This is a genomic window from Actinocorallia populi, from assembly GCF_002995495.1.
In the GTDB taxonomy this organism is placed as follows: Bacteria; Actinomycetota; Actinomycetes; order Streptosporangiales; family Streptosporangiaceae; genus Actinocorallia; species Actinocorallia populi.
The window spans coordinates 83,115-96,161 of record NZ_PVZV01000006.1 but is presented as its reverse complement, the minus strand read 5'-3'; the positions used below and the strand labels follow the sequence as shown (position 1 = coordinate 96,161).

The window sequence follows — 13,047 nt, the reverse complement described above, 5'->3', positions numbered from 1 at the left end:
ATGATGCACCCTTTCAACAGGTCAAAGGAGGGTCGCGGCCTCGGTGAGAACCGCGCGCAGGATCTGTTCCATCTCGTCGAAGTGCCGCTGGTCGCAGATCAGCGGCGGCGCGACCTGGACCACCGGGTCGCCGCGGTCGTCGGCCCGGCAGTACAGACCGGCGTCGAGGAGGGCCCCGGACAGGAAGCCGCGCAGCAGCCGCTCGCATTCGGCCGCGTTGAAAGTCTCCTTGGTGGCCTTGTCCTTGACGAGTTCGATGCCGTAGAAGTAGCCGTCGCCGCGCACGTCGCCGACGATCGGCAGGTCGAGCAGCTTCTCCAGCGTCGCCCGGAACGCCCCTTCGCCGGCACGTACGTGCTCGAAGATGCGTTCATCTTCGAAGATCTGCAGGTTGTGCAGGGCGACGGCCGCGGCCACGGGGTGGCCGCCGAAGGTGTAGCCGTGGGCGAAGGACTCGGTGCCCTGCCAGAACGGCTCGGCGATACGGTCGCTTGCGATCATCGCGCCCAGGGGCGCGTAGCCGGAGGTGATGCCCTTCGCACTGGTGATGATGTCGGGCTGGTACCCGTAGCGCTCGGCCGCGAACATGTGTCCGAGGCGACCGAAGGCGCAGATGACCTCGTCGGAGACCAGCAGGACGTCGTAGGCGTCGCAGATCTCCCGCACACGCTGGAAGTAGCCCGGCGGGGGCGGGAAGCAGCCGCCGGAGTTCTGCACCGGCTCCAGGAAGATCGCCGCGACCGTCTCGGGGCCCTCGTTCTCGATCGCCACGGCGATCTGGTCGGCGGCCCAGCGGCCGAACGCCTCCGCGTCCGACCCGTCGAGCAGGCCGCCGGTGATCTCGGCCGCGCGGTAGGCGTTGGTGTTGGGCACCCGGAACGTCGAGGGGACCAGGGGTTCGAACTGCTGCTTGAGGGCGGGCAGGCCGGTGACCGACAGGGCGCCCTGGGTGGTGCCGTGGTAGGCGATCCTGCGGCTGATCACCTTGTGCTTCAACGGCTTGCCGACCAGTTTGAAGTAGTTCTTCGCCAGCTTCCACGCCGACTCGACGGCCTCGGAGCCGCCGGAGGTGAAGAACACCCGGTTCAAATCACCGGGCGCATAGGAAGCCACCTTCTCCGCCAGCTCGATCGCGGCCGGGTGGGCGTAGGACCACAGCGGCATGAAAGCCAGCTTCCGGGCCTGCTCCGCGGCGGTCTCCGCCAGATCGGCGCGGCCGTGCCCGAGCTGCGAGACGAACAACCCGGCCAGGCCGTCGAGGTAGCGGCGGCCGCGCTCGTCGTAGAGGTAGGCGCCTTCGCCGCGGACGATCACCGGCATCTCGCCGGTCTCATACGCGCCCATGCGGCTGAAATGCAGCCACAGGTGGTCACGAGCGGCCTTCTGCCGGCGGCCGATCGCATCCGAAACCGTTGCGTCCGGCGATCCCAGAGGAGATGTGCTGATCACAGATATCGTGTCCTTCGATGGTGATGAGATTGCGCCGCGGGGTCAGTCATTGCGGGGGAAGCCCAACTGCAGTCCGCCGGCCGGCCTTCTGGCGGGGTCGATCCAGCGGGTCGTGACGACCTTGCCCCGGGTGAAGAAGTGCACCCCTTCGACTCCGTGGGCGTGCGTGTCCCCGAACAGGGAGCGCTTCCACCCGCCGAACGAGTAGTAGGCCACCGGGACCGGAACCGGGACGTTGACGCCGACCATGCCCGCCTCGACGTCCTCTTCGAACCGGCGGGCCGCACCGCCGTCGTTGGTGAAGACGGCGACGCCGTTGCCGTAGGGGTTGGCGTTGATCAGCCGCAGGGCCTCGTCGTACGACGCCACGCGGACGACGGACAGGACCGGCCCGAAGATCTCCTCGCGGTAGATCTCCATGTCGGGCGTCACGTGGTCGAACAGCGTCGGGCCGAGCCAGAAGCCGGAGTCCTCGCCGCGGACCGCGGCTCGGCGCCCGTCGACCACCAGTGCGGCTCCGGCTGCCTCGCCTGAGTCGACGAAAGAGGCGACCCTGTCCCGGTGGGCCCGGGTGACGAGCGGCCCCATGTCGGCTTCGCGGTCCGGCCCGGCCGCGCCGTCGCCGACCACGAGCGAGCGCGTCCGCTCGGCGATCCGCGCCACCAGGTCGTCGGCGACGGCCTCGACGGCGACGAGCACGCTGATGGCCATGCACCGCTCCCCCGCGCTGCCGTATCCGGCGCTGACCGCGGCGTCGGCGGCGAGGTCGAGATCGGCGTCGGGCAGGACGAGCATGTGGTTCTTCGCGCCGCCGAGCGCCTGCACGCGCTTGCCCCGCCGGCTGGCCTCCTCATAGACGTACTCCGCGACCGGTGTCGAGCCGACGAAGCTGATCGCCGCCACGTCGGGGCTCTGGAGCAGCGCGTCCACGGCCGTCTTGTCACCCTGCAGCACGTTGAACACGCCGTCGGGCAGACCGGCCTCGGTCCACAGGCGGGCGATCCACAGGGCCGCCGACGGGTCCTTCTCGCTCGGCTTGAGCACCACCGTGTTGCCGGCGGCGATCGCGATGGGAAAGAACCACATCGGCACCATGGCCGGGAAGTTGAACGGGCTGATGACGGCCACCACGCCCAGGGGCTGGCGCACGCTGTGCACGTCGACGCCGGTCGAGACGTTCGGCGACTGCGATCCCTTGAGCAGGTGGGCGATCCCGCAGGCGAACTCCACGACCTCCTGGCCGCGGGACACCTCGCCCAGGGCGTCGGAGTGCACCTTGCCGTGCTCGGCGGTGATGATCGAGGCGAGCTCGTCCTTGCGCGCGTTGAGGAGCTCGCGGAAGCGGAAGACGATCTGAGTGCGCCTGGCCAGGGACAGCGACCGCCATGCCGCCGCGGCGCGGGAGGCGGACGCGATCACGTGGTCCGCGTCGTCCTTCGAGGCGAGGGCGACGGAGCCGGTGACGCGCCCGTGGGCGGGGTCGGCGACGTCGGCGGTGCGGCCGGACGTCCCCGCGTAGGGCGCGCCTTCGGCCCAGTGCGTGATCAGGGTGGTCATGGGTTTCCTCCAGCGGGTGTTTCCTCTCCCATGCTGGGGGCGGCCACGGGTACCGAACAGCTGCAGATTGTCCGACTAGACACCTTTTCCCGACGATCTGTAAGGTGACCATCGATGATTCGGCTCACCCTTAATGACATTCTGAATATGCCCGTAATTCGCGCCGCCGATCCCGAGGTCGTCTCCGCGCACGCCCGCCTCGACCGGAGGGTGCGCTGGGTGCACGCCACCGAGCTCGCGGACATCGCACCGCTGCTCCGCGGCGGCGACCTCGTCCTCACCACCGGCATCGCGCTGCCCGACGGCGATGACGCGCTCGCCGGCTTCGCCCGGAGCCTCGCCGCGGTCGAAGCGGCCGGCCTGATGGTCGAGCTGGGACGGCGCTGGCAGGGCGCCGTGCCCGGCGCGCTGGCCAGGGCATGCGAGGTCCACGGCCTCCCGCTGCTGGTCCTGCGGCGCGAAGCGAAGTTCGCCGCGATCATCCAGGCGGTGGGCGAGCGGATCGTCGACGAGCAGCTGGCCGAGTTGCGCAAGGCCGAACGGGTGCACGAGACGTTCACCGAGCTCAGCCTCGCCGAGGCGGGTTCCCGGGACATCCTGGCGGCCGTGCAGCGCCTCTCGGGGGCGGCCGTGGTGCTCGAGAACGACCGGCACCAGGTCCTCGACTACCTGTCGGGACCGGAGAACGCCACCGACTTCCTCAGCGACTGGTCCCCCAGGTCGCGCCGTATCCGGACCTCCGGCCGGACGCATTGGGACCCGGCGAACGGCTGGCTGATCACGCGGCTGGGAGCCCGGGACCGCAGCTGGGGCCGGCTGATCGTCCACGCGCCCGTGTCCCCGACGCACACGCTCGTGGCCATCGCCGAGCGGGCGGCGGGCGTCCTGACCATGCACCGGCTGCACGACCGGCACCGCGACGGCCTCGTGCGCCGCGCGCACCACGAGCTGCTCACCGGTCTGCTGAACGACCCGACCGCCCCGGACCTGCTGCGGCGCTGCGAGCTCGCCGGTCTCCCGCTCGGCCGCCGGCGGTTCGTCGGGCTCGCCGTGCGCCCGCTCGCCTCGGAGACGCGAGCGGGCGGCGCTGCGGGACCGGCGGCGCGCCCGGCGCTGGAGGAGGTCCTCGCCACCACCGTCCACGTGCTGCGCGATCAGGACGTGGCCGCGCTGGTGAGCCAGATGGGCGCGGAGGTGCGCGCGGTGGTCTCGGTCCCGGCGGCCGCGCCGGCGGACGCGACGGTCGACCGCCTGGCCGAGAGGATCGCGGCACGGCACCGCGTCGTGATCGGCGCCGGACGCGCCGTGGACACGACCGCTCACCTCGACCGGACGCTGCGCGAAGCCCAGCAGGTCGTCGACGCGGTGCGGCACGAGGGGACCGGCCCCGTGGTGCACCGGCTCGAGGACGTCCACATCCGCGGGCTCCTCACCCTCCTGGCCGACGACGACAGGCTGCAGCTGTTCGTCTCGCGCGAGCTCGACACCCTGCGCAGGCATGACGAACAGCACGGCGACGACCTGATTCCGGCGTTGCGCGCACTGCTGCAGAATCCAGGCGGCAAGTCCGACGCCGCCGCCAGCCTCCACCTGTCGCGCCCGGCGTTCTACGCCCGGCTCGCCAAGATCGAGCGACTGCTGGGCGCCGTCCTCGACGATCCGGATCTGCGCGTGTCACTGCACGTGGCGCTGCTGGCCGACGAACTGCAGGGGGAACGTCACCGCTCCGCGTGACCTCCGCCGGTGAACACGGTGCGGTGCCACGCCTTTCGCGGCTCCGCGGTCAGTTCGGCCATCACGTGCTTGACCTGGGTGTACTCCTCGAAGGTGTAGGCGGACATGTCCTTGCCGTAGCCCGATGCCTTCCGGCCGCCGTGCGGCATCTCGCTGATGATCGGGATGTGGTCGTTGATCCATACGGTGCCGGCCTGGAGGACGCGCGCCGCCGTCTGGGCGCGGTAGACGTCGCGCGTCCAGGCCGATGCGGCCAGGCCGAAGGCCGTGTCGTTGGCCAGGGCGAAGGCCTCCTCGTCCGTGCGGAAGGGAAGCGCGGCCAGCACGGGTCCGAAGACCTCCTGCTGGACGATGGCGCTGCCCTGGGAGGCGCCGACGAGCAGGGTCGGCTCGTAGTAGGCACCGCGTGAAAGCTCTCCCCCGGGCGCCCTGCCTCCCGTGACGGCCCGCGCCCCTTCGGCGACGGCGGCATCCACCATCGCCGCCACGCGGTCGCGCTGCCGGAACGACACCAGCGGGCCGAGATCGGTGGCGGAATCGGCGGGCGGCCCGAGCCGCACGGTGCGCATCAGGTCCGCGACGCCCGCGGTGAACGCCTCGAACAGCGACTCGTGGACGTAGGCGCGGGTCGCCGCCGTGCAGTCCTGGCCGGTGTTGACGAGAGAGGCCGCGACGGCCCCGTGCACCGCGGCTTCGAGGTCGGCGTCGTCGAAGACGACGAACGGGGCCTTTCCGCCCAGTTCCAGATGCAGCCGGGTGCCGTTGCGGGCGGCGACGGCGGCCACACGGCGGCCGACCTCGGTGGAGCCGGTGAACGAGGTCATCGCCAGCCGGGGGTCTGCCACCAGAGCCTCCCCGGTCAGCGCGCCCGGACCGTTGACGATGTTGAGCACCCCGTCCGGCAGGCCCGCGCGTTCGGCGGCCTCGGCCAGCATGGACGCGGTGACCGGCGTGTTCTCGGCCGGCTTGAGGACGATCGTGTTGCCCGCCGCGATCGCCGGCAGGACCTTCCACACCGCCATCTGCAAGGGGTAGTTCCACGGCGCGATCGACCCGACGACGCCGAGCGGCTCGCGCCGGATGGAGGAGGTGTGGTCCGCCGAGTACTCACCGGCGGCGCGCCCCTCCAGATGGCGGGCCGCACCGGCGAAGAAGGCGACGTTGTCGATCGAGCCCGGCACGTCGAACCGCGTGGTCAACCTGATCGGCTTGCCCGTCTGGCGGGTCTCGGCCGCCGCCAGGTCGTCGGCGACCGACTCCAGTTCGGCGGCCAGCCGGACGAGTACCGCAGCGCGTTCGCCCGGCGTCGCGCCCGACCACTCGGCGTACGCCTCGGCCGCGCCGCCGACCGCGGCGGCGACCTGGGACGGCGTGCTCGCGGCGTACTCGGCGGCCTTCTCACCGGTGGACGGGTCGGTGACGACGAGCGGCTCGCCTTCACCGTCACCCCACCGGCCGCCGACGAGCCTGGAAGGGAATTTCATCTCGGTCATGGGTCTTCCTTCACGGGGCCTTGAAGCGGGGACGTTCAGCCGGTCAGGCCGAGGATGCGGGCGGCGTTGTCCTTGAGGATGAGGGGGCGGGCCTCGGGCCTGACGTCGAGGTCCGCGAAGTCGGCGAGCCAGCGGTCGGGGGTGATGACCGGGAAGTCGGAGCCGAAGAGGACCTTGTGGCGCAGCTGCCGGGAGGCGGCCCGGACGAGCTGGGGCGGGAAGTACTTCGGGGACCAGCCCGAGAGGTCGATGTACACGTTGGCCTTGTGGGTGGCGATGGAGATGGCCTCGTCCTGCCAGGGCACCGAGGGGTGGGCGAGGATGATCGTGAGGCCGGGGAAGTCGGCGGCGACGTCGTCGATGAGCATGGGGTCGGAGTAGCGGAGCTTGATGCCGCGCCCGCCGGGCAGTCCGGCGCCGATGCCGGTCTGCCCGGTGTGGAAGAGGGCGGGGACGCCGAGTTCCTCCAGCGCCTCGTACAGCGGGTAGTGCCGCGGGTCGTCGGGGGCGAAGCCCTGGAGGCTGGGGTGGAACTTGAAGCCGCGTACTGCGTGGTCGGCGACCAGGCGGCGGGCCCTGGCGACGGCCTCCGCCCCGGTGCGGGGGTCGACGGAGCCGAAAGGGATGAGCACGTCGGGGTGGGCGGCGGCGGCTTCGGCGATCTCCTCGCTGGACAGGGCGGGGTGGTTCAGGGCGGTGGTGGCGTCGACGGTGAAGATGACGGCTGCCATCTTGCGTTCCCGGTAGTGGCCGGCGATGTCCTCCACCGTGGGCGTGCGGTTCTGGTCGGCGCGGAAGTAGGCGGCGGAGGCGTCCAGGAGCTCGCCGTCCAGGGAGAAGTGCCCGTGGGCGTCCTGTTCGACGTGGACGTGGAAGTCGATGGCGGTCAGTTCGGAGAGGTTCACGGGGTGCTTCCTCGCAGGGTGGAGGTGGCGGCTTTGGCGGTGATGAGGAGCTGGAGGAGTTCGTCCCGCTCGGCCACGAGCTCGGCGGGGTCGATGCCGTGGAGTTCGTCGTCGACGCCGGTGACGATGGTGCGGATGAGTTCGGGAGTGAGGCGGGGGTCGCCGAGGTCGTCCCAGATGTCCTCGGTGGGCGGGCCGAGGTGCTCCAGGATGTGGGCGATGCCGCCGGGGCCGCCGGAGAGGTGCTGGTTGACGAAGGGCCCGAGCAGCGCCCAGCGCAGGCCGGGGCCGTGGGCGATGACGGCGTCGAGGTCGGCGACGCTCGCCGCGCCGCTCGCGACGAGCGAGTACGCCTCCCGCCACAGCGCCGCCTGCAACCGGTTGGCCAGGTGGCCGGGCAGCTCCCGGCGCACCCGCACGGGCCGGCGGCCGAGTGAGGAGTAGACCTCCATGACCGCCCGGACGGACGCCTCGTCCGTCGCTCCGCCCGGCACCACCTCCACCAGCGGTATGAGATGCGGCGGGTTGAACGGGTGCCCGACCAGGACGCGTTCGGGATGCCGCCCGCAGGCCTGCTGGATGCGCGTAGGGGTGATGCCCGAGGAACTGCTGGCCAGTACCGTCCGGGGCGGGGCCGCCTCGTCCAGCAGCGCGAACAGGGCGTCCTTGACCTCGGTGCGCTCCGGGCCGTTCTCCTGCACGAACTCCGCGCCGCGGACGGCCTCGCCCGCGGCGGCGGTGAAGGACAACCGGTCCTGCGAGGCGCCCGACCGCAGTCCGGCCCGCTCCAAGGCGGGCCAGTGCGCCGCGACGGCCGTGCGCAGCGCCTCCTCCGCTCCGGGCGACGGATCGGTGGCGATCACGTCGTGCCCGTGGGCGAGGAAGAGCGCGGCCCAGCTCGCGCCGATGACGCCGGTGCCGACGACCGCGACCCTCATGACCGCCGCCAGGTGGTGAAGACGTCCAGGGAGTCCGGCCGGGCCAGGACGTCGCGGCTGGCGACGTCTTCGGGCCTGGCGCCGAGCAGGATGCGTTTGGCCGGGACTTCCAGTTTCTTGCCGGTGCGGTTGCGGGGAATGGCGGGGACCTGCTCGATCCGGTCGGGCACGTGCCGGGGCGACAACTGCGTGCGCAGGGCCGTCTTGATCCGGCCGCGCAGGCCGTCGTCGAGGTCCACGCCGGTGGTCTGGACGAACAGCAGCAGCTCGCCCGGTCCGCCTTCGGCGTCTTCCAGGTGCACGATGAGGCTGTCCTCGATCTCGGGGAGCTCCTCCGTCACGCCGTAGAAGTCGGCGGTGCCCAGCCGTACGCCGCCCCGGTTGAGGGTGGCGTCGGAGCGTCCGGCGACCACGCAGTGGCCTTCGGGCGCGAAGCGGACCCAGTCGCCGTGCCGCCACACGCCGGGGAAGACGGTGAAGTAGGCGGCCTCGTAGCGGCTGCCGTCGGTGTCTCCCCAGAACCCGACGGGCATCGAGGGCATCGGCTCGGTGATCACCAGTTCGCCGAGTTCCCCGATGACGGGCCTGCCGTCCGGGTCGAAGGCCTGCGCCGCCACGCCCAGGCAGGGGCCGGAGATCTCGCCTTCCCACACCGGCTGCCAGGGGCTTCCCTGGAGCATGCCGGTGCACACGTCGGTGCCGCCGGAGCCGACGTTGAGCAGCACGCGGTCGCCGAACTGCTCGTGGACCCACGCGTAGCCCTCGGCGGCCAGCGGGCTGCCCGCAGCGCCGAGCTGCCGCAGCCTGGGCAGGACGAACTCCTCACCGGGGCGGATCCCGGCCTTGCGGCAGGCCATGAGGTAGCCGGGGCTGGTGCCCATCAGCGTCGCACCGGTCTCCTCTGCCAGCCGCCACTGCTCGCGCAGGTCCGGATAGGCCGGATCGCCGTCGATCATCACGATGGACGCGCGCACCAGCAGTGAGGAGACCAGCGCGTTCCACAACATCCACGCGGTGGTGCTGAACCACAACATCCGGTCGCCGGGGCCCAGGTCCCAGCTCAGGGCGTGGTTCTTCAGATGCTCGACGAGGATGCCGCCGTGCCCGTGCATGATGGCCTTGGGCCTGCCGGTGGTGCCGGAGGTGAACAGCACGAACAGCGGGTGGTCGAAGGGGACCGGCTCGAACCCCTCCTCCGCCGGACCGGCCAGCAGTTCGTCCCAGAGCAGTGCGCCGTCCACGGTGAACGGCCCGTAGGGGACGCCGACGGTCCGCTCGAGCGTGGGGAGCCCGGCCGTGATCTCGGCGACCTCCGCCGTGCGGTCCACGTCCCGCTCGCCGTAGCGGTAGCCGCCCACGGCGAGCAGCACCTTGGGCTCGAGCTGCCCGAACCGGTCGACCACACTGCGCGCCCCGAACTCCGGCGCGCAGGAGGCGAAGACCGCGCCCAGGCTCGCCGCGGCCAGGAACGCCACGAGGGTCTCGGGGATGTTCGGCAGGTAGGCCACCACCCGGTCGCCCTCGCCGACCCCGAGCCGCTTCAGCCCTGCCCTCGCCCGCGCGACCTGCTCCCGCAGCTCCCCGAAGGTCAGCTCGAAGCCGGGGCGGGTCTGCGAGCGCGCCACGACGGCCACCTCGCCGGCGTCCTCCGGCAGGCCGAGCGCGTGTTCGGCGTAGTTGAGGGTCGATCCCGGGAACCACTGCGCGCCGGGCATCTCGCGACGGCCCAGCACCGCGGTCGGCGGCGTGTGGGCGCGGACGCCGGAGTACTCCCAGATGGACGACCAGAAGCCTTCCAGGTCCTCGACGGACCAGCGGTGCAGCGCCGTGTAGTCGGCGAACTCCAGGTTCCGTTCGGCCTTCAGCCAGCGCAGGTAGCGGCCGATCCCGCTGTTCTCCCAGGCCTTTCGGCTCGGCGTGCTCAGCGGCGTGTTCATCGGCCCACCTTTCCCGCGCGGCCCTCCAGGAAGGCGCGCAGCCTTCCCTTGGCCTCCTCGCTGCCGGCGCTCACCGCCGACATCAGCGACTCCATGAGGTAGCCCTGCGCGGGCGCCGCCTCGGCGATCCGCGGCAGCGCGGTCAGGACCGCGAAATTCGACAGCGGCGCGTTGCCCGCGATCTTCTCGGCGAGCTCCAGTGCCCTGGCCAGGCCCTCGCCCGCGCCGGTCAGGTAGTGCGAAAGGCCGACGGCCTGGCCTTCGGCCGCGTCGTAGACCCGGCCGGTGAGCATCATGTCGGCCATCCGGTGCGCGCCGATCAGCCGCGGCACCCGCACCGAACCGCCGCCGCCCACGAACAGGCCCCGCTGCCCCTCGGGCAGCGCGTAGAACGCCGACGGCTCGGCGACCCGCACATGGGCCGAGACCGCCAGTTCCAGCCCGCCGCCGATCACCGCTCCGCGCAGGACGGCCACGACCGGCAGCGGTCCCGCCTCGATCCGGTCGAACACCCGGTGCCACAGCAGCGAGTGCTCCACCGCCTCCCACGTGGAGCGCTCGGTCAGCTCCGACAGGTCGAGCCCGGCGCAGAAGTGCTCGCCCTCGGCGTCCAGCACCACCGCGCCGATCTCCCCGGGCGGATCCAGGAAGAACCGCTCGATCTCCAGGATCGTCGCGTCGTCCAGCGCGTTGCGCTTGGCCGGGCGGGCGAGGCGCAGCACGGCCACCCGGTCCCGCAGTTCCACGGACGTCGTCGCCATCATCCCTCCAATCATCAGGAACCCTGATATCAGGAAGCCTGATGATTGCAGGTGGGCGCCGAGGTTGTAAACGGGGTACCGTTGTCGCGTTCGACAGGTTTCCTGACACGTCTGCGAAGGGGTGAGCCCGTGGCCGATCCCCTGCTGCTGTACTCGATCAAGCAGGTCGAGCTGGCCACCCGCGCCCGCCTCGACGAGCTGCTCCGCCCGTCGGGCGTCACGACCCTGCAGTACACGGCGCTGACGGTGCTGGAGCGCAGGAACGGGCTGTCGGGCGCGGAGCTGGCCCGCAACTCCTTCGTCACCCCGCAGGCGATGGCCGACGTCATCGGCGCCATCGAGCGCCGCGGCCTCATCAGCCGGACCGTCGATCCCGCCAACCGCCGCCGCCACCTCCTGCGCCTCACCGACGCCGGCCACGCCCTCCTGGCGGAGTGCGCCGGGCCCGTCGCCGCCCTGGAGGAGCAGATGCTCCAGGACTTCCGGCCCGAGGAGCGCGCCGCCTTCCGCGACTACCTCAACCGGGCCAGAACCGCCCTCCTGAAGTAGCACCCCGCCCGCCCTCCCCCGGCGACCGGCCGGGGAGGACGCCGCCGCATGCACACGTTCCTTCGCCGCCGGAGCCACGCGCCCAATATAAAACACCGTTGTGCATCAGCGTTATATAACGTAGTCTCCTCACACCGGACACGCCCTTGATCACGATCCGACGCAGGTCGGCGGGCGTGTCAGCCGAAAAGCCCGCCCCGTTTCCGGGCGCCTGAAGAGGCGACCCGCGGTCCCGGCGGCCGCCCATGGCCTTTCTCCGAGGTACAGATGAGCACTGAGCCCTACCCGAACGAGCCCGCCGCCGCGCTGAGCGAGGCGGAACAAGTACCCCTCTGGCTCGATGACCCCGGCCGCCCCGCCCCGAGGCCCTCCTTCAACGGCGAGCTGTCAGCGGACCTGGTGGTCGTCGGAGGCGGCTTCACCGGCCTCTGGACCGCCCTGCGAGCCAAGGAACGCGACCCGGACCGCGACGTCCTCCTGCTCGAAGGGGATCGCCTCGCCGAACACGCGAGCGGCCGCAACGGCGGCTTCTGCAGCGCCAGCCTCACCCACGGCGAGGCGAACGGCCGGGAACGCTGGCCCGAGGAGTACGAGACCCTCCACCGGCTCGGCCGCAGGAATCTCGATGAGATCGCCGAGACCGTCGAGCGGTACGGCATCGAGTGCGACTTCACGCGCGGCGGTGCGCTCATCGTCGCCACCCACGCGCACGAGATCGCCGGGCTCAAGCCGGACTCGCCCGGTTTCCTCGACCGGGAGGCCGTCCGCCGGCTCGTCGACTCCCCCACCTACCTCGCCGGGCGCCTGGAGGACGACACCGCCCTGGTGAACCCCGCGCGCCTGGCTTGGGAGCTGGCCAGGGTCGCCGAAGGGCTCGGCGTGCGCATCGCGGAACGGACCCCGGTCGTCCGGATGGACGATCGCGGAGACGCGGTCGAGCTGCACACGCCGCAGGCGCGGGTGCGCGCCAGGCAGGTCGTCCTGGCGACGAACGCGTTCACTTCCCTGCTCGGCATGCGGAAGTACTCCGTCGTCCCCGTCTACGACTACGTGCTCGCCACTCAGCCGCTGACACCGGCGCAGCTCCAGTCGATCGGATGGGAGCAGCCCTTCGGCATCTCCGACTGCGGCAACCAGTTCCACTACTACCGCCGCACTCCCGACAACCGCATCCTGTGGGGCGGCTACGACGCCATCTACCACTACGGGCGCTCGATCAAGCCCGAGCACGAGCACCGCCCCAGCACCTACCACCTCCTGGCCCGGCACTTCTACGAGACGTTCCCGCAGCTGAGCGGGATCGGCTTCACCCACCGCTGGGCCGGAGTCATCGACACCAGCACGCGCTTCTGCGCCTTCTACGGCCTGGCCCGCAAGGGCCGGGTCGCCTACACCGCGGGCTTCACCGGACTGGGAGTGGGCGCTTCCCGCTTCGCGGCCGACGTCATGCTCGACCTGTTGTCGGGAGAATCCACGGACCTCACGCGGCTGCGCATGGTGCGGCAGAAAGGAATCCCGTTCCCCCCGGAGCCGCTGACCTGGACCGGCATCCAGCTCACCCGCTGGTCGATGGCCCGGGAGGACAGAACGGGACGGCGCAACCTCTGGCTGCGCACGCTGGACCGGCTCGGCCTCGGCTTCGACTCCTGAGCCGACGCCGGAAACCGATATGCCCTCGCCCGGCTCCCGGGCGAGGGCATTCGCATGGCCCGTTCACCGATGAA

10 protein-coding genes are annotated in these 13,047 nt (G+C 71.4%); 3 read left to right on the top strand and 7 right to left on the bottom strand.

All coding sequences use genetic code 11. The features are described from left to right. Positions 1–21: 21 nt before the first annotated feature. Positions 22–1,398: an aspartate aminotransferase family protein gene (locus C2865_RS23875; protein ID WP_332873389.1), complete on the bottom strand. Its 1,377-nt coding sequence runs from the start codon at positions 1,396–1,398 to the stop codon at positions 22–24. 93 nt (positions 1,399–1,491) lie between these two features. Then, entirely contained in the window at positions 1,492–3,006 is a 1,515-nt protein-coding gene (locus tag C2865_RS23870; RefSeq protein WP_106400797.1) for a CoA-acylating methylmalonate-semialdehyde dehydrogenase, read from the bottom strand. A gap of 147 nt (positions 3,007–3,153) precedes the next feature. On the opposite strand from C2865_RS23870, the gene C2865_RS23865 reads away from it, so the two are divergent. Further along, positions 3,154–4,740, top strand: a complete 1,587-nt coding sequence (locus C2865_RS23865) for a PucR family transcriptional regulator (RefSeq protein WP_232835786.1) — start codon at positions 3,154–3,156, stop codon at positions 4,738–4,740. On the opposite strand, the gene C2865_RS23860 is transcribed toward C2865_RS23865, so the two are convergent. The 5 genes from C2865_RS23860 to C2865_RS23840 are packed head-to-tail and all read right to left on the bottom strand — an operon-like array spanning position 4,725 to position 10,774. Next, on the bottom strand, positions 4,725–6,233 hold the full coding sequence (locus C2865_RS23860; protein ID WP_106400795.1) for an aminobutyraldehyde dehydrogenase: 1,509 nt from the start codon (positions 6,231–6,233) through the stop codon (positions 4,725–4,727). The two genes, C2865_RS23865 and C2865_RS23860, sit on opposite strands and share 16 nt — an antisense overlap. Positions 6,234–6,268: 35 nt before the next feature. After that, on the bottom strand, positions 6,269–7,138 hold the full coding sequence (locus tag C2865_RS23855; protein ID WP_106400794.1) for an amidohydrolase family protein: 870 nt from the start codon (positions 7,136–7,138) through the stop codon (positions 6,269–6,271). Further along, a complete protein-coding gene (locus C2865_RS23850) occupies positions 7,135–8,076 on the bottom strand; it encodes a 3-hydroxyacyl-CoA dehydrogenase NAD-binding domain-containing protein (RefSeq protein ID WP_106400793.1) in 942 nt (313 codons plus the stop codon). The genes C2865_RS23855 and C2865_RS23850 overlap by 4 nt, the downstream gene beginning before the upstream one ends. Next, positions 8,073–10,013: an acetoacetate--CoA ligase gene (locus tag C2865_RS23845; protein ID WP_106400792.1), complete on the bottom strand. Its 1,941-nt coding sequence runs from the start codon at positions 10,011–10,013 to the stop codon at positions 8,073–8,075. Before C2865_RS23845 ends, C2865_RS23850 begins: the two co-directional genes overlap by 4 nt. Beyond that, on the bottom strand, positions 10,010–10,774 hold the full coding sequence (locus C2865_RS23840) for a crotonase/enoyl-CoA hydratase family protein (protein ID WP_198653563.1): 765 nt from the start codon (positions 10,772–10,774) through the stop codon (positions 10,010–10,012). Before C2865_RS23840 ends, C2865_RS23845 begins: the two co-directional genes overlap by 4 nt. Before the next feature lie 129 nt (positions 10,775–10,903). Between C2865_RS23840 and C2865_RS23835 the strand changes: the two genes are divergently transcribed. Beyond that, positions 10,904–11,323 carry a MarR family winged helix-turn-helix transcriptional regulator gene (locus C2865_RS23835; protein WP_106400790.1) on the top strand — a complete coding sequence of 140 codons (420 nt, stop codon included), beginning with the start codon at positions 10,904–10,906 and terminating at the stop codon, positions 11,321–11,323. A gap of 267 nt (positions 11,324–11,590) precedes the next feature. Beyond that, positions 11,591–12,973 (top strand): NAD(P)/FAD-dependent oxidoreductase, encoded by a 1,383-nt coding sequence (locus C2865_RS23830; RefSeq protein WP_106400789.1) that lies wholly within the window; start codon positions 11,591–11,593, stop codon positions 12,971–12,973. Positions 12,974–13,047: the final 74 nt, after the last annotated feature.

Excerpts from the sequence above, each read along its gene's own strand:
- C2865_RS23870 (WP_106400797.1), bottom strand. The coding sequence starts at position 3,006 with ATGACCACCCTGATCACGCACTGGGCCGAAGGCGCGCCCTACGCGGGG.
- C2865_RS23865 (WP_232835786.1), top strand. The coding sequence starts at position 3,154 with ATGCCCGTAATTCGCGCCGCCGATCCCGAGGTCGTCTCCGCGCACGCC.
- C2865_RS23860 (WP_106400795.1), bottom strand. The coding sequence starts at position 6,233 with ATGACCGAGATGAAATTCCCTTCCAGGCTCGTCGGCGGCCGGTGGGGT.
- C2865_RS23850 (WP_106400793.1), bottom strand. The coding sequence starts at position 8,076 with ATGAGGGTCGCGGTCGTCGGCACCGGCGTCATCGGCGCGAGCTGGGCC.
- C2865_RS23845 (WP_106400792.1), bottom strand. The coding sequence starts at position 10,013 with ATGAACACGCCGCTGAGCACGCCGAGCCGAAAGGCCTGGGAGAACAGC.
- C2865_RS23840 (WP_198653563.1), bottom strand. The coding sequence starts at position 10,774 with ATGGCGACGACGTCCGTGGAACTGCGGGACCGGGTGGCCGTGCTGCGC.
- C2865_RS23830 (WP_106400789.1), top strand. The coding sequence starts at position 11,591 with ATGAGCACTGAGCCCTACCCGAACGAGCCCGCCGCCGCGCTGAGCGAG.